This is a genomic window from Cyanobium sp. L1E-Cus (assembly GCF_024345755.1).
Lineage (GTDB): Bacteria > Cyanobacteriota > Cyanobacteriia > PCC-6307 > Cyanobiaceae > Cyanobium_A > Cyanobium_A usitatum.
In genome coordinates, this window is sequence record NZ_JAGQBS010000008.1 from 70,231 (window position 1) to 92,005 (window position 21,775).

Here is a 21,775-nt window from a genome sequence, read left to right on the forward strand (position 1 = left end):
TGACATGGCTAGGTGCTCAGTCCGCTGAGGCTCAGCGTCTGGCCCCGCTCTGCCAGTAGCTGGCGGCAGGCCATTAGGGCTGAGAGGCCCACGGCGGCCGTGCCCTCGCCGGGGTGGATCGAATCACCGCACAGCCACAGGCCCGGTAGGGGGGGGCGGCTGGCCAGGCCGAAGGGCCCGAAGCGGCTGGGGTGTTGGCCCAGGCCGCCCACAAAGCCAAAGGGCCGACTGGTCCAGCGCGCAAAGCCGCGCGGAGTGGCCAGCTCGCCGTGGCGCCACTGCTCCGGCGCCACCCCCAGCAGCTGCTGCAGGCCTCGCTGGATGCCAGCCTGCGCTGTGGCCTTGGTCTGGTCGTAGGCCGCAGGCTCCAGGGCAAACCAGGGCCGGGCCGGCTTGAACACACTGGCGATCACCGTGGCCTGACCCACCGGCGCCCGGCCATCGCCCTCGCGGCTCACCGACACAAACAGCGAGCCCGGCTCGGTCCAATCCATCTGCAGGTGGGCGGGGCACTCGGCCGGCAGCCGATCACGCGCTACGGCCCCATAGAACACCAGGGCGCCGGAAGGATCGCCCAGGTTTGCCAGCCGCTGCCGGTAGCCCGCAGGTAGCTGGGCGCCCAGCAGCTCTGGCAGGCTTTGCACCGGCAGCGCCAGCACCACATCGGCGGCCGCCATGGCGAAGGGCTCGCGCCGGGTGCCGGGCCCCAGCCGCTCGCCCCGCACCAGCCAGTGGCTGCCACTTCTTTCCAGGCCGTTTACCAGATGCCGCAGTCGCAGCTGGCCGCCGCCGGCAGCCAGGGCCTGCTCAAGCTGCTGGCTGAGCACCTGCATTGAGCCCTGCAGGTGCCAGAGCCCCAGCGGTGCCTGGCCCATGGCCAGCACGGTGGCGCCATAGAGGGCGGCGGTGCGCTCGGCGGGCTCCTGGGAGTAGAGGCGTAGCTGCAGATCGAGGAAGCGGCGCAGGCGCGGGTCGCCGCCGCAGCCCGTGAGCGCCAGCAGATCGGCCACCGTGGCGCCGGCCAGCAGGCCGCTGGCCAGGTTGACGGGGCGCAGGGCCGGCAGCAGCTGGCCCAGATCCCAGAGGGTGCGCGGTGGTAGCACCGGATCGCGGCCAGCGAAGGCCCAGTTGGCCTGGTGCAGGACGGCGCACAGTTGCCAGAAGCGGCCGCTGCCGGGAAACTGCTGCTCCCGCTCGGCGGCCCAGCGCTCCGGATCGCGCCAGATCCGCACCGGCGGCTGGCCATCGGCCAGATCCACCACGCAGGCCGGATCCAGGGGGGTGGCCTGCGGTAAGGGCAGAGCGAAGTGGGCCAGCAGGCGCTGGTGGCTGCCGCCCGGTTCCAGGCCTGCCACCTGGGTGGCGCCCACATCAAAGGTGTAGGGGCCGCGGCGGAAGGTGCCGGCGCAGCCGCCGCTCTGCTGGTGGGCTTCCAGCAGTTCCACCGTCAGGCCCTCCCGGGCCAGCAGGGCTGCGGCGGTGAGGCCGGCGATGCCGGCGCCCACCACCACCACATCGAGGCGCTTCTCCATCGCGCCATGCTGGCAACCAGGTGCGCGGGCGCGCGATGCAGGCTTGGGTAGAGCAGCAGCTCGGCTGCGCCGTGGTGGCCCAGACGCCGCTGGGGGGTGGTTGTATCCACCAGGCCTGGCGGCTGGAGTTGGCTGATGGTCGCAGCTTGTTTGCCAAGACCAACACGGCCGCAGCCCTGCCCATGTTTGAGGCGGAGCTAAGCGGCCTGCAGCAGTTGGCACAGCATGCGCCTGCCGCGCTGGTGATTCCAGAGCCCCTGGCATGGGGAGTGGCCGGCGATCTCGCCGTGCTGCTGCTCAGCTGGCTGCAGTTGGCAGGCTCACCTGGCGCCGCAGCTGAAAGTGGTTGGTTTCAATGCGGCCAGGGCTTGGCCCAGCTGCACCGCAGCAGTGCCGGCTCGGCACCAGCCCAGGGCTACGGCGCGGCGGCAGACAACTTCATTGGATCAGCCCCCCAGCCCAACGGCTGGCGCTCCGATTGGGGGGTGTTTTTTGCGGAGTGCCGCTTGGCGCCTCAGCTGGCTTGGGCCGCTAGGCGGGGAGAGCCGCTGCGGGGAGCACGGGAGCTGCTGGAGCTGGTGCCGCTACGGCTAAGCGGCCATCACTGTGAGCCGGTGCTTGTGCACGGGGATCTCTGGTGCGGCAATGCGGGCCTGCTGACCAATGGCTGCAGCACAATTTTCGACCCCGCTTGCTACTGGGGGGATCGGGAGGTGGATATGGCGATGGCCCAGCTATTCGGCGGATTTCCGAAAGCTTTTTTTAGCGGTTACGAAGATGTCTGGCCGCTGGAGCCTGGGGCCAAGGCTCGGGTCGCCCTCTACAACCTGTATCACCTTTTGAATCACGCCAATCTTTTTGGCGGCGGCTGGGGGCGCCAGGCTCAAGCCAGCATTGATCAGCTGCTACTTAATAGGGGCTGATTAGCCCAGATATTCCTTGCGGAGGTTCTGGACCTTGGATACCACGGCACCACGCTTTTCGCTGGTGGTGAGGTTGTGCCAACTCCACTGGCCGACAACCACCAAGCCCAGCAGCTCCAGCAGGCCAGGAACCACGGGCAGCAGGTTTATTGCGTCGAGCACTCCTTTGATCAGGATCTGAGCGACGATCACCGCCAGAATCACGCCGCTGGCTTTGCCGATCCGTCCCATCTGGCTCCAGTCCACCTGGTCCAGGGTGCCATTCACCTTGGCAAGAATTTCGCTGTAACGCTCACTGAAGCTGGCATCGGCGGCACCGGAGGTGGCGTCAGTCTCCACTTCAGTGGCAGTGCCCTGCTCAACCGCGTCGGTGGTGGTATCGCTCATGGACCGGTTGGGAGGCGAATGTTTGGAATGATTCATAAGGTATCGGCGTGTTCTCCCAAGCGCCAGAGCAAATCAGGGCAGATCTGCACCTGCTCACCGTTTTGCGCCCCGTTCTGGCCAGCGCAGAACCGGAGGAGGGTTGTGCCCTGCTGCTGGGCGAACGCTTGGACTTCGACTGGCAACTGCGCCTGGTCTGGCCGTGTTGCAACGTCTGGCCCCAGCCTCAGCAACGCTGCCAGCGCTTTGCGATTGATCCAAGGGAGCAGCTGCAGGCGCAGAAGTGGGGCAGGGCTCAGGGGCTGGAGCTGCTGGGCTCGGCCCACAGCCACCCCACTAGTGGGGCCGTGCCTTCTGGTACCGATCGCAGTCTCTGTGGGATATCCACTTTGATGGTGATCCTCGGGGCCCAAACCCTTGGCGGGGAGTTGGTTGCCTGGTGGCTGCCGGAAGCTCCGGCCGCGCCCCTGCGCCTGCCATGGAGAATGGTGTCCTGATTCAAGAAGCCATGCTTCCTCCCGACACCAGCGGCGTCCAGCTCAGCCCCGATGAGGTTGCTCGCTTTGCCCGGCACCTGATCCTGCCAGAGGTGGGTATGGAGGGGCAAAAGCGGCTCAAGGCAGCTTCTGTTCTGTGCGTGGGCACCGGTGGGCTGGGCTCGCCCCTGCTTCTTTATCTAGCGGCTGCCGGCGTAGGCCGGCTCGGCATCGTCGATTTCGATGTGGTCGACCACTCCAACCTCCAGCGCCAGGTGATCCATGGCACCAGCTGGGTTGGCAAGCCCAAGATTGAATCGGCCAAGGCCCGCATCCTGGAGATCAATCCCCACTGCCAGGTGGATCTCTACGAGACCGCCCTCACCAGCGAAAATGCCCTGGAGATCATTTCCGGCTACGACCTGGTCTGCGACGGCACTGATAACTTCCCCACCCGCTACCTGGTGAACGACGCCTGCGTGCTGCTGGGTAAGCCAAATGTCTACGGCTCGATCTTCCGCTTCGAGGGCCAGGCCACGGTGTTCAACCTCGATGCCGAGAGCCCGAACTACCGCGACCTGTTCCCCGAGCCGCCGCCGCCGGGCATGGTGCCCTCCTGCGCCGAGGGCGGAGTGGTGGGGGTGCTGCCCGGAATCATCGGCGTGATCCAGGCCACCGAGGCGGTGAAGATCATCACCGGCATCGGCACCACCCTCAGCGGCCGCCTGCTGCTGTTCGATGCCCTGGGCATGAAGTTCCGCGAGCTCAAGCTGCGGCCCAATCCCGAGCGCCCCGTGATCGACAAACTTATTAACTATCAAGAGTTTTGCGGCGTTGGCGGCACCGCACCTGGCCAGGAAGAATCCGGAGCTGTGGAGAGCATCAGCGTGGGCGAGCTCAAAACGCTGCTCGATGGTGACACCAGTGGCCTGGTGCTGATCGACGTGCGCAACCCCCCCGAGGCTGAGATCGCTGGGATTCCCGGCGCTGTTTTGATCCCTCTCGATCAGATCGAGAACGGCACGGCAGTGGAACGCATCCAGCAGCTGGCGGCGGGCAAAAGCCTCTACGTCCACTGCAAGCTGGGCGGCCGCAGTGCCAAGGCCCTGATCGCCCTGAAACGCCACGGCATCGAGGGCATCAACGTGGCCGGAGGCATTGACGCCTGGAGCCAGGAAGTTGATCCGAGTGTGATGCGCTACTGAGGCCTCTTCTCAGTAGCCCAGCCTCAGTAGCCCAGCCTCAGTAATCCACGCCGCGTTTTAGATCGACGCCGCGCTCGGCGTAATGCTTGTGGCACACCATCTCGGAGTGCACCGAAGCCAGGTCGAAATAGGCAGGGCGGTTTTTACAGCGGCCGGTGAGGATTACTTCCGTTTCAGCGGGTTTGCGCAGCAGGGTTTGCACGATCGGCTCCACCGGCAGCAGCTCCAGATCAACTGTGGGGTTGATTTCATCGAGGATCACTGTTTTGTAGAGGCCGCTGGAGATGGCGGCGCGGGCGATCTCCCAAGCACGCTCGGCTTCCACGTAGTCGATCGGCTGCTGCTGGCCGCGCCACACGATCGCGTCGCGCCCGGAGCGCAGGTGATCCACCAGGTGGGGATAGCTCTCGCGAAGTGCGGCGATGGCGGCATCTTCGGTATAGCCAGCGCCACCTTTGAGCCACTGCAGAATCAGCACCCGGTGGCTCTTGTCCTGGCTGATGCCACGGCCGATCGCCTGTAGCCCCTTGCCCAGGGCACTGGTGGATTTCCCCTTGCCTTCACCGGTGTAGATCTCGACGCCCTCAAGGCCACCCGGGCCCTGGTGGGCGCGCATTTCCGAGTGCAGGTCGGCCAGTTGCACCAGCTGGCGGGGCGCACCGCGACCTGTGCAGATCACCTCCATGCCGTCGGGTTTGGCCGCCAGGGTGCGGGCTACATCTTCGACATCAAGCAGGCCCAGATCAAGCACCGGGTTGAGCTCGTCGAGCACCACCACCGAGTAGAGGTCGCTGGCGATGGCCCCTTTGGCAATGTCCCAGCCCCGCTGGGCCTCCTGCCGGTCGAAGCGGGTGGCTTCCTCGGCGCTGAAAAAGTCTCCCCTGCCGGTGCGCACCTGGTCGATCAGATGGGGAAAGCCCTGTTGCAGGGCTTCGATGGCGGCGTCTTCGTCGTAGGCCCGGCCAGGCCCCTTGAGAAAGCGCAGCAGCAGCACCCGGGTGCGTTTTTGCTCGCAGATACCAAGGCCGATGGTGCGCAGAACCACCCCTAGGGCCGCCTGGCTTTTGCCCTTGCCATCGCCGTCATAGACGTGCAGCTGGCCATGGGCGCGCTCATCGCTGCCGGCCGCCGTACGGATGCCGATACCCCGGCCCGTTCCTCGTTGCGGCGTCTGGGTGCTGCTCATATTGCGATGCTACCGGCGTCATTGGGGTGGGGGTTGCCAAGATCTGGGCAGGAGTTTGGTGGCGATGCTGTTTTCCCCGTTGGAGCTGTTGCCGCCGCCGCTGGAGCTGGCGCTGGCTTCGCTGCGTCAGCAGTTGGCGTGCCTAGATCGGCTGGTGCTGGCCTATTCCGGTGGCGTTGATAGTTCCCTAGTAGCTGCCCTCGCCGTAGAGCAACGCGGTGAGGCGGCTTTGGCGATTACGGGTGTGTCGCCGGCCCTAGCCCCCCACCTGCGGGCGGAGGCGGCGGAGCAGGCTCGTTGGCTGCGGATCACCCACCGGGAGATCGCTACGGCGGAGCTGGCAGATCCTGCCTACGCCAGTAATCCTGACCAGCGCTGCTACGCCTGCAAGCGGGAGCTGCACCGGCTGCTGGCGCCGATCGCGGCCGCGGCGGCAGGGGCGACCGTGCTCGATGGCGTCAATGCCGAGGATCTAGATGATCATCGGCCCGGCATTCGGGCCGCAAAGGAATTCGGAGTGCGTTCGCCCCTGGCCGAGGTGGGCCTTAACAAGGCCGGCGTACGCCAAATTTCTCGGTCCCTGGGATTGCCCTGGTGGGACAAGCCGGCCCAGCCGTGTCTGGCTTCGCGCTTTCCCTACGGCGAACCGATCACGGCGGAGCGGCTGGAGCGGGTGGCTGCAGCGGAAGCCTGGTTGTTGGCAAGAGGATGGCCCCAGGTGCGCGTGCGCTCCCAGGGCCAGACGGCTCGGATTGAACTGCCTCCCGCCCAATTGGATCGCGCTCTGGGTTTGTGGGCCAAGCCCGAAACCAGGCAGGCGCTGGTGGCGGCCTTCCTGGAGATGGGCTTTAGCGCCGTTGGGCTGGATCTGGAGGGGCTGGTGAGCGGCAAGCTCAACCGGGAACTGGGCTCAGCTAACCGGTGATTAGCCCGCCGAGATCAGAGGGTCACCGCGGCGGTGAACCCATGCTCCTGCAACGGATCACGCGGGCTCTCAGCAATCGACGGCGGTGTCTCGCGGCGGAAGCTGGTGAGCTTGTGGTCGTTGGCTGAAAGCTCGGCGGCGAGTACCGCACAGGCTTTTTCCGGCATCGTGTGATCACCGCAGGTGAACACATCAACCGCCGCGTAGCCCGATTCCGGCCAAGTGTGAATCGAGATATGGGATTCGGCCAGCAAGGCTAATCCCGTAACCCCTTGGGGTTCGAATCGGTGGGTGATCAGGTTGAGGAGGGTGGCACCGGCACGCTTCGCTGCTGCGGTGATGGTGTCCCTCAGGAAGGCTTCGTCGTCGAGCTTGGCGCTGTCGCAGCCATAAAGCTCAAGGATGCAGTGTTTTCCGACCGTTTCGGAAATCTGGTGAGGCAGGGGGGAGGCTGCGGTGGTAGCAGCAGGGGCCTCGGTCCATCCCGGGTTCGGGTGGAGGCAGGGCAGGGTCTGGGTCATCGAATCCGACCAAACAAGCCTCCAACCATACGCTGTCAGCCAGGTATTGGGGCCTAGCTGTCCAAGTCAGTTGGCATCTTCGGATCGAGCTGGCCGGCGCGCATCCGCACCACCTGGCTTTCGGCCTGCCAGCCCCCACTGAAGGCTCCCAGGTGGGTGGCACTCACCAGGCACTGGTGACCTTCGCCCACCGCCTCGAGCAGCAATTGTTGCCGCTCCGGGTCTAGCTCGGCGAGCACGTCGTCGAGGAGCAGCAGGGGTGGCTCCCCCAGGACGGAGCCCACAAGCTCGAGCTCAGCCAGCTTGAGGGCCAGTACCAGGGTGCGTTGCTGGCCAGCCGAGCCGTAGCGGCGGGCCGGTTGGCCGGCCAAGGCCAGCTCTAGCTCGTCCCGGTGGGGCCCCACCGTGCATTGCCCCAGCCGCAGTTCCTCTTGGCGTTGAAGCTGTAGCTGCTCAAGCAGGGATTGACGCCAAGGCTCCTCAGCCTCCTCTCCCGCCAAGACGGTGCCGCTTTGGTAATTCAGTTGCAGGTGTTCACGGCCGCCGCTGAGCCGCTCCTGCCAGGCTGCGGCCAGGGGCTCGAGGCGCCGGATCGCTCGGAAGCGGCGCCGGTGTAAGCGGGTGCCGATCACGGCCATTTGCAGATCAAAGGTGTCGAGTAGGGCCAGCAGGCTGGTTCCCCCCAGGCCGCGCCGCAGCAATTGGCTGCGCTGGCGTAGCAGCCGGCCGTAGCGACTCAGCAGGTCGCCGTAGAGAGGCTCGAGCTGCAGCACCACCCGGTCGAGCCACTGACGCCGGCCAGCGGGCTCGCCCCGCACCAGCTCGAGGTCGAGGGCGCTGAAGCCCACGCAGCGCAGCGAACCCAGCAGGTCAAGCTGGCGCTCCAGCTGCTTGCCGTTGCGCTGGGCCTGCCTGCCGGCACTTCGGCGCAGCTCCAGCTGCAGCTGGTCCCCGCCGCTGGTGAGGGCGCGCACCTGGCCGCTGGCCTCGCCGTGCTGGATCAAATCACGATCGCTACTGGTGCGGTGGGATCGCAGGCAGCCAAGTAATTCCACCGCTTCCAGCAGGTTGGATTTGCCCTCGCCATTGGCCCCGATCACCAGCAGCCGGGGAGCTTCCAGGCTCAGCTCCAGCCGACTGATATTGCGGAAACGCAGCAGCTCCAGGCGATGCAGCCGGATGGGTCTGATGCGGTGTGCGGTTAAGGTAAGCCAGGCAGGGTGCCATTAAGGGCATGTAGCTCAGTTGGATAGAGCATCAGATTCCGGTTCTGAGGGTCGGGGGTTCGAGTCCCTCCATGCTCGTCACCCAACCGCATCCCGCCCCACCTCTCCCCACCGCCGAGGCAGTCAAGGCCCAGGCGGTGGGGTTTTTGCTTAGGAACTGTGGTTTGCGGCCCAAGCCCAGCTTGAAATCAACTATCTAGCTTGAAATCAATTCTCCAGCTTGAGCCCCATGGCGCGGATGCCCCCCGGATCCACGGCAAACCCGTAGCGCTCCAGGGCAGCAAGGGCCTGGGGCGGGGCTGAAAGCGAAATACTGCACCCCGCCAGCTCCCGGCGCAATCGGCCCAAGGCGGCATGGACAAGCACCGCCAGGATCTCTGCCTCAGCTGGATCGGCAGGATCGGCGCAAAGGTCCCAGAGGTTGGCATTGAGGGCGAGGTCGCTGGTAGCTCTGACAAAACCCACCAGCTGGCCATCGGGGCCCGCCACGCCCAAGTGCCAAACGCTTAGCTCCAGCACCCGCTGCCAGCGCTCAGGCTGCCGGGGCTGATCACCCGCTGCCACCAGCAGCCTGTTGAGCGCTTCGGCACTGGGCAGTAGGCCATCGGCCAGCAGGTGATAACCATCCCTCAGTTGTGGGGCTTGGGGCTGGCTGCGGAACGGGATCAAGAGGGAGTCCAGAGCTGGGCTGATCTAGGTAGGGGCTGAAGGGAATGGACTCAGCCGGTGTTGCGCATGCCCGCCGCGATGCCGTTGATGGTGAGCAGGGCGCCTCGCAGCAGTTCACTGCGGCTATAGGTGCGCCCATCGTCGCTGCTGCTGGCGCTCGTTTCACTCATCGGTGGTTGGCGGTTTTGGTCGCGCAGGCGTCTGAGCAGGGCCACCTGCAGGAAGCCGAGCGGAATGATCGTGCGGTTGCGTAGATCCACCGAGAGCTGCAAGGCAGGATCGCCATCCAGCAGTCGGCTGTGGCCGGTGATCGCCAGCACCAGATCGCGGGTAAGGCCAAATTCGGCAGCGATCGACTGGAAGATTGCTTCAAAGGCCTCGCGGTTTTCGCTGCGGCCCAGGGCCTGGACGTAGTGGTGGGCCAGGTCGAGATCCACCTTGGAGAGGGTCATCTCCACTTTGGAAATCAGCATGCGGAAGAACGGCCAGCGCTGGTAGAGCAACCGCAGTAGCTCCAGCTGACCTGGATCCTGGTCGAGCTCCTCCTGCAGCGCGGCTCCCACCCCAAACCAGCTGGGCAACAGGAAGCGGCTCTGGGTCCAGCCGAATACCCAGGGGATGGCCCGCAGGCTTGAGAGGTCCTTGGCGCCACTCTTGCGGCGGGCCGGGCGGCTGGAGATCTGCAGCTTGCTGATCTCTTCGATTGGGGTCACCTGCTGGAAGAAGGCCACCAGGTCGGGGTTGTCGTGCACCAGGGCCCGGTAGTGGTCGCGGGAGCGGGCCGCCAGTCGGCCCATCAGCTCGTTCCAGCTGGGGGTTTCGTCAACGGGGCTGCTCACCAGGCTGTTCTGCAGCACGGCGGTGGTGACCGTTTCCAGGTTGTAGAGCGCTAGCTCCGGCAGGGAGTATTTGGAGGCCAGCACCTCCCCCTGTTCGGTGATCTTGATACGGCCGCTGAGGGTGCCGCTGGGCTGGGCCAGGATCGCCTGATAGGCGGGCCCACCACCGCGGCCCACCGAGCCGCCCCGGCCGTGGAAGATGCGGAGGGCGACGCCGTGCTCGATGGCCAGACGCTGCAGGGCGATCTGGGCCTTATGGATTTCCCAGTTGCTGGAGAGGAAGCCCGAATCCTTATTGCTGTCGGAGTAGCCCAGCATCACTTCTTGGAGTGGCTGGCCACCGTCACTGCCCAGCAGGGCTAGGTAAAAAGGATGGCGGAACAGGGTGCCCATCACCGCTGGCGCCTTCTGGAGATCCTCCACCGTTTCAAACAGCGGCACCACCAGCAGGCCGGCGCGCTGGGCAAGTGGGTCTACTAGCCCGGCCTCCTTGGCCAGCAGCAGCACCTCCAGCAAATCGGACACCGTGTGACTCATCGAGATCACATAGGTGCGGCAAATACGCGATCCGAATTCCTGCTGCAGCCTCTGCAGCATCCGGAACACGGCGAAGGTTTCGGCTGTGGCGGCACTCCATTTGGCCGTGGGCGGCAGCAGGGGGCGGCGGGTCTGGATTTCGCTGAGCAGCCACTCGACCCGCTGGGACTCATCCATCTCGCCGTAGGGCACGGCTAACTGCAAGTAGCGGCTGAGTTCGTCGAGGGCATCGCTGTGGCGGGTGCTCTCCTGGCGGATGTCCAGGCTGGCAAGGCAGAAGGCAAAGATCTGGGCCTGGCTGATGAGGTGCTGCAGCGATTCGCAGCTCAGGCCAGTGCGCTCGAGGCTGTCTTGGATCAGTTCCAGGTCGTAGCGGAATTCATCAACCGTGCTGTAGTGCAACTCCTGGGTGGGAGCGGGGGCCATGCTGCCCCCCATCGGCGGCGGTGGGGCGCTGCCATCGCAGGGAGACTCCCAGCCGGCATCGGCCAGTTGCTGGTTGCGTTGGTGGGTGAGCCGCAGCCGCTCCATGGTGTAGCTGAGCTTGAGCCGGTAGGGCTCGAGTCGGTAGCGGGCAGCCCGCTCCTCGTAGATCTCAGGGAAGCGCAGCCGGTCCATTTCCAGCGACTCCAGCAGGGCGGGGCTCACCTGGCTCCACTGCATCGAGATGCTGAGCTGGTCACTGAGCTCGTTCACCGCCTTGAGATAGCGCTCCAGCATCAGCTGGCGTTGGTAGCAGGCGGTGCGCCAGGTGATGTCCGGTGTCACCGAGGGGTTGCCGTCCCGGTCTGAGCCCACCCAGGAGCCGAAGGTGCAGAACGAATCCCGTGGCGGTTCCACGTCTGGATAGCTCAGCTTCAGGGCGGCGCGAATGCGATCGCGTAGCTGGGGCATGGCGTCGAAGAGCACCTGCTGGAAGTAGTGCAGGGCGTAGTCGACCTCGTCGAGCACCGTCGGTTTGAACTGGTGCAGTTCGTCGGTGCGCCACCAGAGCCGGATCTCCTCCTCCAGCTGGAGTCGCAGGCCTTGGCGCTCAAGGCAATTGAGGCCGCTGCCCTGCTCCAGTTTCTGGATCAAGGTGGCCACACGCCGCTGCTTGTGCCGCACCGTATGGCGCACAATTTCGGTGGGGTGGGCGGTGAACACCAGCCGCAGGTCAAGGGTGCGCAGCAACTTCTCCAGCTGGGCTGGCGGCACATTCAGGCTGCGCAGGCGGGCGAACAGTTGGCGAAAGGTGGCGGGGTCGGTCTGGTTGGCCAGGGCCGGCAGGAAGGGATCGCTGGGGCCGTTTTCCTGGTTTTTGAGGCTGTCGAGGTAGGTGTCCTCCTCGATGTGTTGTTCGAGGATGTTGACCAGCTGGAAATAAAGCGAAAAGGCCCTGGCCGCGGCGATTGCCTCGGCCAGATCCATCTCGCGGATCAGCTGCACGATCGCCCCAGTGACATCAGCCTCGTCTGGGTCACTCAGCTGCTTGAGGCGCAGCAGTCGCTCGGCCTGCTCGGGGGGGCACTCGCTGCGCAGCACCGTCTCCCAAAGATCTTCAACTAATTCGAGACGCTCGCCCAGCAGCCGCGTGACCCGCTGGGAAGCCGGTATCGCTTCGATGGCTGCAGCGGGAGTGGGCATGGACTGCCGCATGGGAGCTGAATTGGCGGCGGAGTGATTTTCGATCATCCCAAAGGACCAGGCACCCCGTCTGTGGCGATTGCCTCAAGTAGCTCGGCCTCCTGGCTTGCCATCGCCTCGACGGTCTGGTTGAGCAGGGTCGGGATCGACAGGCCAGCCTGGTGTCCGGCTAGCCAGCTCATGGCCTGGTTGCCCTGGTCAAGGACGCCCTGCAGGGGGGCGAGCACCCGGGTTAGGCCCAGCTCTTCAGCAAGTGGAGCCAGATCTGCCAGCTCCTGAGCAAGCCAGTCTCGGGCCTGGATCGGGGCTCCATTGCGCCAGTGCATCACGGTGGCATCAAGGCTGGAGCGGGCTGCGGCCCGGTCGTTGGCATCGGCGAGGGCTGCTAGCTGGGATGGGTCCAGGCTGCTGGCCTGGAGTGGGTCGTAGCGCTCCGGTTCTCGCATCAACTGCTGTAAGCGCAGTTCGGCGAAGGCCGTGATCGCCAAAAGCACGAGTGGATCGGTGACCAGATCGCAAATGCGAATCTCCAGGCGGTTGAGGTCGTGGGGCCGGTTGTCGCCATTGGGCCGCACCGATGTCCAGAGATGGCGCACGTTTTGCATGGTGCCCAAGGCCAGTTGATCGCCCATCCAGCTGATGTAGTGCTGGTGATCCAGGAACAGGGGCACCTCCGCTGGCGTCAGGGGAAACTGCAGCCAGCGCTGGGAATGGGCAGCGGTTACAACCCCGTCGAGAAAGGGCGAGCTGGCGCTGAGGGCCAGGAGCAGGGACGCTTCGCAGCGCATCAGGCGCAGGCCCGCAAACAGGCTGGTCATTGGCTCGAGGCCGTGGCCTGCGGTGAGCCCCAGATTGATGTGCACACTGGCTGTAACCACCTTGGTGCCGTAGGTGGCCTCGATGTAGCCGTGATACGGATTGGCCGGATCTGAGCGCTCAAAACGCTGGCTGTCCCCCAGGCTCAGCGTGCTGCCGGGCAGAAGGGTGAGCTGGCGGCTGGCGAGCCAGCGGCGCAGCCGTTGGCGGGGCTCGAGCAGCAGTTGCAGTTGCCGGGCGTAGTCGGCATCCGGGGGAGTGATGTATTCGAGGTTGCGGCAATCGGGCTCGGTTACGAACCCCTCAAGGGCGGCCGCAGCCTCGGCGCTGCAGCCCACCACCGTGCCATCGGCACGGCCGGTGTATAGCTCCACCTCAAAACCTTTAAGCAACAGGGGGGCGCTCATGGCTGGGCCGGCAGCAGGCAGGCCAGGGCTTTGAGCATGCCGCGGGCTTTGTTCAAGGTTTCCTGGTATTCGAGTTCGGGCTTGGAGTCGGCCACTACTCCAGCACCGGCTTGCACCTGCACCCGCCAGCCCCCTTCGGGGTGGGGCAGCACCACCATCGTGCGGATGGTGATAGCGGTGTTGAGTGCGCCAGCCAGGTCAACCCCGCCATACACCCCGGAGTATGGGCCTCGGGCGTCAGGCTCCAGGGCGTGGATCAGCTGCATAGCCCGAATTTTGGGAGCGCCACTGACCGTACCGGCGGGGAAGGAGGCCATCAGAAGGTCCCATACCGTTTGGCCCTCGGCCAGCAGGCCCTCCACCTGGCTCACGATGTGCATCACGTGCGAGTAGCGCTCGATCACCATCAGCTCGCTCACCTTGACGGTGCCTGGCTGGCAGACGCGGCCCAGGTCGTTGCGGCCCAGATCCACCAGCATCACGTGCTCGGCTCGCTCCTTGGGATCAGCCAGCAGCTCCGCCTCCAGGGCCAGGTCTTCGGCCTCATCGGCGCCCCGGGGGCGCGTGCCTGCGATTGGTCGTAAAGAAGCCTTCACTCCCCCTGCGGCCGTTGGTTCTGCCTTCACCATCACCTCCGGACTGGAGCCGATCAGATACCAGCCGCCGAAGTTGAAAAACGCCATGTAGGGCGAGGGATTCACCATCCGCAGGCTGCGGTAGAGCTCGAAGGGATCGCGATCGATGCGGGTTTCCAGCCGCTGGCTGAGCACCAGCTGGAACACGTCGCCAGCTTCGATGTGCCCTTCTCCGCAGCTCACGGCGGCCTCGAAGGCCTCCTGGCTGACGTTGCTGGTGGTCCGCAAATTGGCAGCGATGTCACCGGCAGTGGCGTCGTGCCAGTTCAGGGGGGTGCCGGCACCGGGGAGGGGGCCGTGCATGCGCTCCTCCAGGGCCTGGATGCGGGCTGCGGCCGCGGCGTAGGCGGCCTGTGGATCCTGGCCGCCACTCAAATCGGCGTAGGCCACTGCGGTGATCTGGCGCTTCACCTGGTCGAATACCAGCAGACTGTCGGCCAACATCCAGCAGCCATCAGGCGGTGCACCCTCGGCCGACGTATGTACCGGCACGCTGGGTTCTATCCAACGGATCAGCTCGTAGCCCCAAAAGCCAAATAGCTGGCCCACCGGTGGCAGACCGGGGATCGGCGGGCTGGATAGGGGCTCTAGGCACTGGCTCAGCAGGTCGAAGGGGTTGCCCTGCAGCCGCTCTTCGGAGCCGGTGCGCCACTGGCGCACACTTTGGTCGCCCCGGCTGGTGAGGGTCCAGAGCGGATCAGACACCACAAAGCTCCAGCGGCCGATGCGCTCACCACCCTCCACCGACTCCAGCAGCACGCCATGACTGCTACCAGCTCCGGCCTTCAGCCAGGCGGTGAGAGGGGTTTCCAGGTCAGCAGGCCAGCGCTTCCAGAGGGGGATGAAGTTGTGGCCAGCCGCGACTGCCTCTAGAAAAGCCTGTTGGGCTAAGCCATCGCGATCGGGGCTGGGCATCGGACAAGCGGGCAGGCAAAAAAAACGGGGCGCCTGGCCCCGCCTTTATAGGGGTTGGTTAACGCAGCTCAAGCGTCGAAGGTGTTCTTGCCGGTGAACTTGAGATTGGCGGGATTTTGGTTGGCGCCGATGCGGCGGGGGTTATGACCAACCATGGTGCGACCCTCATTGACTTTCTCGGGGAAAACGCCGTCCTTGGGGTGCAGGAACTCGGTGTCGCCGCCAGGGAAGATCCGGTAAATCTTGTAATCCTCGATCCGGGGCTTGAACTTGGTGCGCAGCTGGGTGCCCAAGGCGAGGCACTGCTCCTTGCGGGCGAAGTACATCAAATTTTCGCCCGCATTCATGTGGGCCGCGCCACCGGTGGGCAGCTCGAAGACTTGCTCCTTCGGGCTGCTCCAGGTGATGGCGTATTTCTCCTCAGTTTCAGCAGAGTTCAGCAGGCCGCCGGTGCTGCCGATGTACTTCGGGAGTTGACCGCTGAGCACCGTAGCTGCCATGGCTTTGGAACGTTTCAGCCGGAAGCTAGCACCGTGGTTTTGACCGGATCGGGGCTTCTGCCGCACTCTTCACACCCGTCAACAAACCGGCCCTTCAGCAAACCGGGAAAAACACGGTCAAGCCGCTGCCGTTGCGCTCGGTGAGGCGACCGCCGAGGCGATGGAACAGCCGCTGGGTGGCTTGACGGCTCAGCTGCAGGCTGCCGGTGGTGGGGTTCCAGCTCAGCACAGGCCCCACCAGCTCCCGCTGCTCGCCGTTCCCCATCCCGTCGTTCTCGCTGGTGTCGTGGCCCTCGCTGTTGAGCTGCAGCTTCAGCCTGCTGCCGGCCGGCAGCAGGCTCACGGTCACGCGGCTGCCGCTGGGCAGGCCGCGGCTGAAGCGGTCGATTAGTCCGCCCAGCATGGTTTCGAGCCGGGCCGGATCGCTCAGCACCGGCGACAAGCCATCGGCTACTGCCAGCTCCAGGTCCAGGCCGCGGCGCGCCAGTTGCCGCTGCCACAGTTCTTGCTGCTGGTGCAGCACCGCACTGAGGTCGGTGCGGGCCAGGTCGTGGCTTTCAAGGGGCTGTTCGCAGCCTGGTTGGCGTTGCAGCTCGGCCGCTAGGAAGATCAGGCCGAAGCGATCGATTTGCTCACTGCATTCGCCGTCGATCTGCTCGAGGCGCTGGCGCACCACCGCCGGCAGGTCGTTGCGCCGCAGCAAGGACCGGATCAGGGTGCGGATCGTGGCCAGCGGTGTGCGCACCTCGTGGGTGAGGGCCTCGAGCAGGGCTAGTTCGCTGCTCACCGCTCGTGGGGTGTCGCCGGCCTGGCGCTCCTGGGCCTGGGCTGGACGATCGCTACCGCCATGCACCAGGGGCTGCAGCGTCAGGCTGGGGGCCATGGCGGCCAGCCGTTCCCCCAGCCGCGGCCAGAAGCGCAAGCCCAGTTGGTCGTCGCTGCGCAGGGGCCCCAGTCGCTCTAGGGCGCTGCGCAGGTCTGCCGAGGCTGCGGGATCCTGGCTCAATAGGCGCCCATGGATAAGGCCTAGGGCCTCGGACAGGGCCTCAGGGTCGAAGCGAACAATCAGGCGCCGGCCTTCAGCCGGGCCATCGAGGCAAAGGGCTACCTGTAGCTGGGGGGTTATCACCAGCAGGAGGGGGTCGGTGCCGTCCTCCTCCGCCAGGGCTAGCCGCTGAAAGCTGCCGCATGGAGCTGGGTTGCCGGCTCCTGGCAGAAGGGGTGCGGGGCTAGGCAGCAGGCCATCTAGGTCGCTTGGGGCCCAAACCCAGCCCTGCAGCTGCTGTAACAGGGCTGGTTCATAGAGGGCGGGCAGTGGCGCGGCCAGCCATAGGCCCTGGAGGGGTTGGTGGGGCAACAGGAAATCCTCCTGCAGGGTGGCCAGGGCTGCCCACCACTGCCGCCGCGCGCAGTCTTCGTTGCCGACCCCGGTTGGCACCCCTTCAGCCAAACAACGTCGCAGGTCGGCCAGGCTCACCAGCGGCCCTGGGCCGTGCGGCCCCGGCGGGCGGCTGAGACGCACAGCCCAAGGGAGATGAAGTTCACCAACATGGCGGATCTTCCATAACTCAGCCAGGGCAGGGGTATGCCGGTGATGGGACCTAGTCCAATGGTCATGTTGATGTTCACCACCACTTGGAACATCAGCATCGCCCCAATTCCCACCACCACAAGGGCCTCGTAATCGCTGCGGGCCCGTCCAGCGATCTGCAGCAGGCGCCACATGAGCAGGGCGAAGCCGGCCACCACCAGCACCGAGCCGAGAAAACCGGTTTCCTCGCCAAGGGCGCTGAAGATGAAATCGGTGTGTTGCTCAGGGATAAACCGCAGTTTCGTGAGGGAGCCTTGCATCAAGCCGGTGCCCCAGATCTGCCCCGAGCCGATGCCCACGGTGCTCTGCAGCAGGTGGTAGCCGCCGCCGAGGGGATCCTGGGCTGGATCAAGAAACAGGGTGAGCCTGGCTCGCTGGTGGGGGCGCAGGCCGTGCTCCCAGAGCCAGGGGGTGGCGATTGCGAAGATCCCCTGCACGGCAAGGCTGATCGCCAGGGCCACCCGCTTCCAGGGCAGGCTCTTCCATGCCAGCCAGCCCATCAGGGGCACCCAGCCCAGCAGCAGCCAGGGCAGGGTGCCTGCCACTATCGCCGCCACAAGAGGGGAGAGCAGCAGCACCACCCAGGCCCCAGGCATTCCAGCCCAAAACAGCATCACCAGCAGTACGGCGCCAAACACAAGCGAGCTGCCTAGGTCGGGTTGCACAAAAACCAGCAGCCAGGGCAGGGCGATTAGGCCCACTGGACGGATCAGGTCAACAGGACGGTCAACCGGGTGTCTGGCTAGTACCCCGGCGAGAAGCAAGATGGCGCCCACCTTGGCGAATTCAGAGGGCTGTACATAAAAGCCGCCAATGTTGATCCAGCTCTGGGCCCCTAGGGCGCTGGTGCCGACAACTCGTACGGCCACCAGGCTGGCGACCATGGCTATGTAAATCGGCCACTTAAATGGGATCAGCCGATCCAATGGCATTCGCGCCAGCAGTAGGGCCACCACCATGCCCACCGCCGCCGTTACCCAGTGCTGGTACCAGTCGGCGTAATTCGCTTGGCGCTGGGTGCTGGCAATCAGGATCCCGGCGATCGCCACCATTGCCAGCGGTACCCCCCAGAGGATCAGGTCCACGTCGGCCAGGGGGTTGCGCCGGCTGCTGCGGCCACTAAAAAATCGAGGGTTTCGCCGCCCCAACTGGCTCAACATGGGCTTCAGGCTGGCACCAGATGGGCGGCGCTGAGCTGGCGGGCCAAAGCCAAAAAGCCCCGGGCGCTGATCGATTCGGGGTGGCTGAGCACTACGGGGCGTCCGGCATCTCCCCCCTCCCGCACGGGCATCTCCAGGGGAAGTTCGGCCAGCAGGGGCACTCCGGCCTCTTCGGCCAGGCGGGAGCCGCCGCCGCTGCCGAATAGGGCATAACGCTTGTCAGGAGCGTCAGGGGGAATGAAGACGCTCATGTTTTCCACCACACCCAGCACGTCCACCCCCATCTGCAGAAACATCGCCAGACCCCGGCGGGCATCAGCTAGGGAAACCAGCTGGGGAGTGGTGACGATGATCGCCCCGGCCATCGGCACCGCCTGGGCGATGGTGAGCTGGGCATCACCGGTGCCAGGAGGCAGGTCGACGATCAGCACATCCCGTTCGCCCCAGGCGACTTGGTAAAGAAACTGGCGAATGATGCCGTTGAGCATCGGCCCCCGCCAGATCACGGGTTGGTTTTCCTGGATCAGCAGGCCCATCGACACCATGGCGATGCCGCAGGTTTCGATCGGTGTCATCACTTGCTGGGCGCCTTCGCCGCTCACTTCAGGCGTTCGATCAGCCACTCCCAGCATGGTGGGGGCATTCGGCCCGTAGATGTCCGCATCGAGCAAGCCCACCTTCAGTCCTGAAGCAGCCAGTGCACAGGCCAGGTTCACGGCAACCGTGCTCTTGCCCACTCCGCCCTTGCCGCTGCTGACGGCGATGACCTGGCGCACCCCAGGGATGGCCTGGCGCTCTGGCAGTTGACCGCGTTCCGGCACGTGACCATGACCAGCGGCGCCGATTGGAGCGCCGCCGCTGGGCTGCTCCAACTCAATTTGAACGTCGTTGATGCCTTCAAGGGCGAGCAGGGCCGCCTTGGCTTCGGCGGCGATGCGATCCCGCTGGCTCTGGGCAAAGCCAGGTAGGGCAAGGCGAAATACGGCCCGATCGTCCACCAGTCGCGTCTGCTGGATCCAGCCCAGCTCGATCAGGCTGCGCCCGCTGCCGGCATCCTGAACGGCGTTGAGGGCGGCCTGAGCCTGCTCCACAGATGCCATCGGAAATCCAATCAGAGACTGCGATCCTAGGGGCCTCGCTGCTGCGTTTGACCGTCAGCATGGGCGTGACAGACCCTCTCGATTACTTGTCTGGGGGGAGGCTGGGCTGAAATGGTTAGACGTTTCCAGCGCCATGTGGCGCAGTGTCGATGCTTAAGGCCCTGCTGGAAGCTCCACCGGCCGACTCCCGCACCAGGGCTAAGGCCCTGCTGATGGGCTTGCAGGACTCCATTTGCGCCGGTTTAGAAGAATTTGATGCCGAAGGTTGCTTCGCCGAGGAGAGCTGGGAGCGTCCGGAGGGCGGCGGCGGTCGCTCTCGAGTGATGAAGGGCGGCCGCGTCTTCGAGCAGGGCGGCGTCAACTTCTCAGAGGTGGAGGGCTCAGAACTGCCCCCCTCGATCCTCAGCCAGCGGCCGGAAGCCAAGGGGCACAGCTGGTTTGCCACAGGCACCTCGATGGTGCTGCACCCCCGCAACCCCTATATCCCCACGGTTCATCTCAACTACCGCTACTTCGAAGCGGGCCCGGTGTGGTGGTTTGGCGGCGGCGCCGATCTCACCCCCTATTACCCGTTCCTGCAAGACGCCCAGCATTTCCACCGCACGCTCAAAGGAGCCTGCGACAGCGTTAATCCCGCTTTTTATCAGGTGTTTAAGCCCTGGTGCGACGAGTACTTCTTTCTCAAGCATCGGGACGAGACCCGCGGCGTGGGCGGCATCTTTTACGACTACCAGGATCCCCGCGGGGTGCTCTACAAGGGCCAGGACCCCGATGGGCCTGCGGCGGCTGTGAGCAACCAATTAGGCCCGGTGCCGCAGAGTTGGGAGCAGCTTTTTGCCCTGGCCAGTTCCTGCGGCAACGCCTTCCTGCCCAGCTACTTGCCGATCGCTGAGAAGCGACAGCACACCCCTTATGGCGAGCGGGAGCGCCAGTTTCAGCTCTACAGGCGGGGCCGCTATGTGGAGTTCAATTTGGTATTTGACCGGGGCACGATTTTCGGCTTGCAGACCAACGGACGTACCGAGTCGATCCTGATGTCTCTGCCGCCCTTGGTGCGCTGGGAATACGGATATCAGCCGGAGGCTGGCAGTCGTGAGGCCCTGCTTACAGACCTGTTCACTCGTCCCCAGGATTGGCTGGAGGACGGCTCGCTCGCGGACCGCTGCGCCCCCCATCAGGCGCTGAATTAGGTAATGGGTTGATGGTCGCTGGTTTGGTGGCGGCCAGGCCAGGCATTGGTGGGGCTGGTTGCAAGCCCTGCTCCAGACCCCGTTGCAAAGCTGAAACCACTCGCTCAGCTATCGCTTGGAGAGCGCCATTGCGGCTGCGGGGATCTCGCAGCGATGCTTCTAGCTGGCCCTCAAGTTTGCCGATCTCGAGAATGGCGATGCCTCGCCTGGGGGCTCCCAGGCCGTCGCGGAAGAGCAGGGGATAGGGACCAAAGGCCAGCGCCAGGCTTTCGTCTAGGCGGGTTGGGTGGCGATGTAGGGGAGGGATCAGGCCCGAACCCACACCATCTGGACCGTAGGCGTCGTAGTGGATTTCCAGGGCATACCCACCGGCTTGGGCATGGGCTTTGCCCACGCTCCAGTTGGTGCGTGGATCGTCGCCGTCAGCAATGCTGCGCAGCGGTGGGTCGTAGAAGCGGATGGCCAGACCCCGCTGCTGGCCAAGGGCCACAACCGCCTGGGCGGTGAGCAGGTTCCAATAGAGCTCGTCGCGCATGCCCGGCTGCATCGGCGCGGCTGCGCCGAGGTCGACGGCCTCTCCCCCTGTGCCGGCTCCGCCAATCCCCTGGGAATCGGCATGACCCGCTAGCACCAGGATTTCGGTGCTGCTGGGCAGCTCAGCCAGGCCTCGCCAGTTTTTGCTCAGCCGGCTGCGCGGCCCTGTGAGCGGATCAAAGTTGGCCAGCGGCGGCGCTTGGGCAGCCGCGCCCCCAGCTATGGCAAGCACTCCGGTCAAGACGAAAGCCAGGGGGCGGAATCGTTGCATGACTGCCAGGCAAAGTTCAGATTGGGGAGCTGAGCAGCTTGCCGTCGCTAAATAGGCCCAGCTTGGGACCCATTTCCAATTCGAGCGCTATTAGCTCATCGCGGTGGGCCCTCAGTCGTAAGGCGCTGCCCGTGGCGCTGTCATGGCTGATCAGGCGCAGCTCCAGGGTTTCGGCCCGCATCGCCCGAGTGCGATAAATCAGCCCAGCCGCCGGCCCCAGTAAGGCCAGCAACAGGGGCCACCAGCCCAGCTGGGGCAGCAGCTGGCGCAGCACCAGCCCAAGGCAGGCGGCCCCCACCGCTCCCAGCACGGAGAGCAGCACCGCCAACCAGGGACTGGCAGCCACCTCGGCGCGGAAGCAGAGGTGGCGGCGCTCGGGGTCAGTGGATTCGGCGCGCCAACCACGTTGCAGCAGCCATTCGCTCAGCTGGCTCAACACCTCCAGAGGCGGCCGCGAGGAGCGCACCTCGACTGTGGTGGTGCGGTCTTTACTGGCGGCACGCAAGAAAAAAACCAGGCCTACGGCTAGTAGCAGGGTGAGCAGCAGGGTGGAGCTGAGGTTGGCCATCCATCCAATTGTGACGCCACCCCTAGGGGGCATGGCTTG

General features: G+C 65.3%; 20 protein-coding genes and 1 tRNA gene. 6 read left to right on the forward strand and 15 right to left on the reverse strand.

Features of this window, described 5'->3' with window-relative positions:
* Positions 1–8 precede the first annotated feature (8 nt).
* Positions 9–1,532: a C-3',4' desaturase CrtD gene (crtD, locus tag KBZ22_RS09080; RefSeq protein ID WP_255021746.1), complete on the reverse strand. Its 1,524-nt coding sequence runs from the start codon at positions 1,530–1,532 to the stop codon at positions 9–11.
* A 20-nt stretch (positions 1,533–1,552) separates the two neighbouring features.
* On the opposite strand from crtD, the gene KBZ22_RS09085 reads away from it, so the two are divergent.
* Entirely contained in the window at positions 1,553–2,455 is a 903-nt protein-coding gene (locus tag KBZ22_RS09085) for a fructosamine kinase family protein (RefSeq protein ID WP_255021747.1), read from the forward strand.
* Here the strand turns inward: KBZ22_RS09085 and KBZ22_RS09090 are convergent, their stop codons facing one another.
* A complete protein-coding gene (locus tag KBZ22_RS09090; RefSeq protein WP_255021748.1) occupies positions 2,456–2,842 on the reverse strand; it encodes a CAAD domain-containing protein in 387 nt (128 codons plus the stop codon).
* Positions 2,843–2,943: 101 nt separating this feature from the next.
* Between KBZ22_RS09090 and KBZ22_RS09095 the strand changes: the two genes are divergently transcribed.
* Together KBZ22_RS09095 and moeB are read left to right on the forward strand one after the other, a co-directional pair.
* Positions 2,944–3,336: a M67 family metallopeptidase gene (locus KBZ22_RS09095; protein ID WP_255021749.1), complete on the forward strand. Its 393-nt coding sequence runs from the start codon at positions 2,944–2,946 to the stop codon at positions 3,334–3,336.
* 11 nt (positions 3,337–3,347) lie between these two features.
* Positions 3,348–4,520: a molybdopterin-synthase adenylyltransferase MoeB gene (moeB, locus tag KBZ22_RS09100; protein ID WP_255021770.1), complete on the forward strand. Its 1,173-nt coding sequence runs from the start codon at positions 3,348–3,350 to the stop codon at positions 4,518–4,520.
* Between the two features lie 37 nt (positions 4,521–4,557).
* Here moeB and KBZ22_RS09105 read toward each other — a convergent pair whose 3' ends face one another.
* A complete protein-coding gene (locus KBZ22_RS09105) occupies positions 4,558–5,706 on the reverse strand; it encodes a cob(I)yrinic acid a,c-diamide adenosyltransferase (protein WP_254937611.1) in 1,149 nt (382 codons plus the stop codon).
* Positions 5,707–5,770: 64 nt separating this feature from the next.
* On the opposite strand from KBZ22_RS09105, the gene larE reads away from it, so the two are divergent.
* Positions 5,771–6,631 (forward strand): ATP-dependent sacrificial sulfur transferase LarE, encoded by an 861-nt coding sequence (gene larE / locus KBZ22_RS09110; protein WP_254942609.1) that lies wholly within the window; start codon positions 5,771–5,773, stop codon positions 6,629–6,631.
* Between the two features lie 14 nt (positions 6,632–6,645).
* Here larE and speD read toward each other — a convergent pair whose 3' ends face one another.
* Positions 6,646–7,152, reverse strand: coding sequence for an adenosylmethionine decarboxylase (gene speD / locus KBZ22_RS09115; RefSeq protein WP_106632365.1), 507 nt, complete (start codon positions 7,150–7,152; stop codon positions 6,646–6,648).
* A 53-nt stretch (positions 7,153–7,205) separates the two neighbouring features.
* A complete protein-coding gene (recF, locus tag KBZ22_RS09120) occupies positions 7,206–8,318 on the reverse strand; it encodes a DNA replication/repair protein RecF (protein WP_255021771.1) in 1,113 nt (370 codons plus the stop codon).
* A 64-nt stretch (positions 8,319–8,382) separates the two neighbouring features.
* Here recF and KBZ22_RS09125 point away from each other — a divergent pair.
* Positions 8,383–8,456 (forward strand) — tRNA-Arg (locus tag KBZ22_RS09125).
* 129 nt (positions 8,457–8,585) lie between these two features.
* Here the strand turns inward: KBZ22_RS09125 and KBZ22_RS09130 are convergent.
* The 8 genes from KBZ22_RS09130 to KBZ22_RS09165 all read right to left on the reverse strand — a co-directional run bounded on the left by KBZ22_RS09130 (position 8,586) and on the right by KBZ22_RS09165 (position 19,173).
* Positions 8,586–9,047: a GNAT family acetyltransferase gene (locus KBZ22_RS09130; protein WP_106632363.1), complete on the reverse strand. Its 462-nt coding sequence runs from the start codon at positions 9,045–9,047 to the stop codon at positions 8,586–8,588.
* Between the two features lie 50 nt (positions 9,048–9,097).
* Positions 9,098–12,097: a phosphoenolpyruvate carboxylase gene (gene ppc, locus KBZ22_RS09135; protein ID WP_396111895.1), complete on the reverse strand. Its 3,000-nt coding sequence runs from the start codon at positions 12,095–12,097 to the stop codon at positions 9,098–9,100.
* Positions 12,094–13,272 (reverse strand): glutamate--cysteine ligase, encoded by a 1,179-nt coding sequence (gshA, locus tag KBZ22_RS09140; protein WP_255021751.1) that lies wholly within the window; start codon positions 13,270–13,272, stop codon positions 12,094–12,096. Before gshA ends, ppc begins: the two co-directional genes overlap by 4 nt.
* A complete protein-coding gene (locus KBZ22_RS09145; protein ID WP_255021752.1) occupies positions 13,269–14,822 on the reverse strand; it encodes an anthranilate synthase component I family protein in 1,554 nt (517 codons plus the stop codon). Before KBZ22_RS09145 ends, gshA begins: the two co-directional genes overlap by 4 nt.
* A gap of 68 nt (positions 14,823–14,890) precedes the next feature.
* Entirely contained in the window at positions 14,891–15,322 is a 432-nt protein-coding gene (locus tag KBZ22_RS09150) for a photosystem I reaction center subunit II PsaD (RefSeq protein ID WP_254961914.1), read from the reverse strand.
* Between the two features lie 94 nt (positions 15,323–15,416).
* A complete protein-coding gene (locus tag KBZ22_RS09155) occupies positions 15,417–16,802 on the reverse strand; it encodes a histidine kinase dimerization/phospho-acceptor domain-containing protein (RefSeq protein ID WP_261354014.1) in 1,386 nt (461 codons plus the stop codon).
* Complete coding sequence (gene rodA / locus KBZ22_RS09160) at positions 16,796–18,073, reverse strand: rod shape-determining protein RodA (protein WP_254942364.1); 1,278 nt, start codon at positions 18,071–18,073, stop codon at positions 16,796–16,798. Before rodA ends, KBZ22_RS09155 begins: the two co-directional genes overlap by 7 nt.
* A gap of 5 nt (positions 18,074–18,078) precedes the next feature.
* A complete protein-coding gene (locus KBZ22_RS09165; RefSeq protein ID WP_255021754.1) occupies positions 18,079–19,173 on the reverse strand; it encodes an Mrp/NBP35 family ATP-binding protein in 1,095 nt (364 codons plus the stop codon).
* 149 nt (positions 19,174–19,322) lie between these two features.
* Between KBZ22_RS09165 and hemF the strand changes: the two genes are divergently transcribed.
* The gene (gene hemF, locus KBZ22_RS09170) at positions 19,323–20,363 is read left to right on the forward strand and encodes an oxygen-dependent coproporphyrinogen oxidase (protein WP_255021772.1); all 1,041 of its coding nucleotides are present in this window, start codon (positions 19,323–19,325) and stop codon (positions 20,361–20,363) included.
* On the opposite strand, the gene KBZ22_RS09175 is transcribed toward hemF, so the two are convergent.
* Both KBZ22_RS09175 and KBZ22_RS09180 read right to left on the reverse strand, forming a co-directional pair.
* Entirely contained in the window at positions 20,290–21,168 is an 879-nt protein-coding gene (locus KBZ22_RS09175; RefSeq protein ID WP_255021755.1) for a dehydrogenase, read from the reverse strand. The two genes, hemF and KBZ22_RS09175, sit on opposite strands and share 74 nt — an antisense overlap.
* A 16-nt stretch (positions 21,169–21,184) precedes the next feature.
* Positions 21,185–21,769 carry a cofactor assembly of complex C subunit B gene (locus KBZ22_RS09180; protein WP_396111899.1) on the reverse strand — a complete coding sequence of 195 codons (585 nt, stop codon included), beginning with the start codon at positions 21,767–21,769 and terminating at the stop codon, positions 21,185–21,187.
* Positions 21,770–21,775 lie beyond the last annotated feature (6 nt).

Coding starts and splice junctions, on each gene's coding strand:
- crtD (WP_255021746.1), bottom strand. CDS start 1,532: ATGGAGAAGCGCCTCGATGTGGTGGTGGTGGGCGCCGGCATCGCCGGC.
- KBZ22_RS09090 (WP_255021748.1), bottom strand. CDS start 2,842: ATGAGCGATACCACCACCGACGCGGTTGAGCAGGGCACTGCCACTGAA.
- moeB (WP_255021770.1), top strand. CDS start 3,348: ATGCTTCCTCCCGACACCAGCGGCGTCCAGCTCAGCCCCGATGAGGTT.
- KBZ22_RS09105 (WP_254937611.1), bottom strand. CDS start 5,706: ATGAGCAGCACCCAGACGCCGCAACGAGGAACGGGCCGGGGTATCGGC.
- larE (WP_254942609.1), top strand. CDS start 5,771: ATGCTGTTTTCCCCGTTGGAGCTGTTGCCGCCGCCGCTGGAGCTGGCG.
- speD (WP_106632365.1), bottom strand. CDS start 7,152: ATGACCCAGACCCTGCCCTGCCTCCACCCGAACCCGGGATGGACCGAG.
- ppc (WP_396111895.1), bottom strand. CDS start 12,097: ATGATCGAAAATCACTCCGCCGCCAATTCAGCTCCCATGCGGCAGTCC.
- gshA (WP_255021751.1), bottom strand. CDS start 13,272: ATGAGCGCCCCCCTGTTGCTTAAAGGTTTTGAGGTGGAGCTATACACC.
- KBZ22_RS09145 (WP_255021752.1), bottom strand. CDS start 14,822: ATGCCCAGCCCCGATCGCGATGGCTTAGCCCAACAGGCTTTTCTAGAG.
- KBZ22_RS09150 (WP_254961914.1), bottom strand. CDS start 15,322: ATGGCAGCTACGGTGCTCAGCGGTCAACTCCCGAAGTACATCGGCAGC.
- rodA (WP_254942364.1), bottom strand. CDS start 18,073: ATGTTGAGCCAGTTGGGGCGGCGAAACCCTCGATTTTTTAGTGGCCGC.
- KBZ22_RS09165 (WP_255021754.1), bottom strand. CDS start 19,173: ATGGCATCTGTGGAGCAGGCTCAGGCCGCCCTCAACGCCGTTCAGGAT.
- hemF (WP_255021772.1), top strand. CDS start 19,323: ATGCTTAAGGCCCTGCTGGAAGCTCCACCGGCCGACTCCCGCACCAGG.
- KBZ22_RS09175 (WP_255021755.1), bottom strand. CDS start 21,168: ATGCAACGATTCCGCCCCCTGGCTTTCGTCTTGACCGGAGTGCTTGCC.
- KBZ22_RS09180 (WP_396111899.1), bottom strand. CDS start 21,769: ATGCCCCCTAGGGGTGGCGTCACAATTGGATGGATGGCCAACCTCAGC.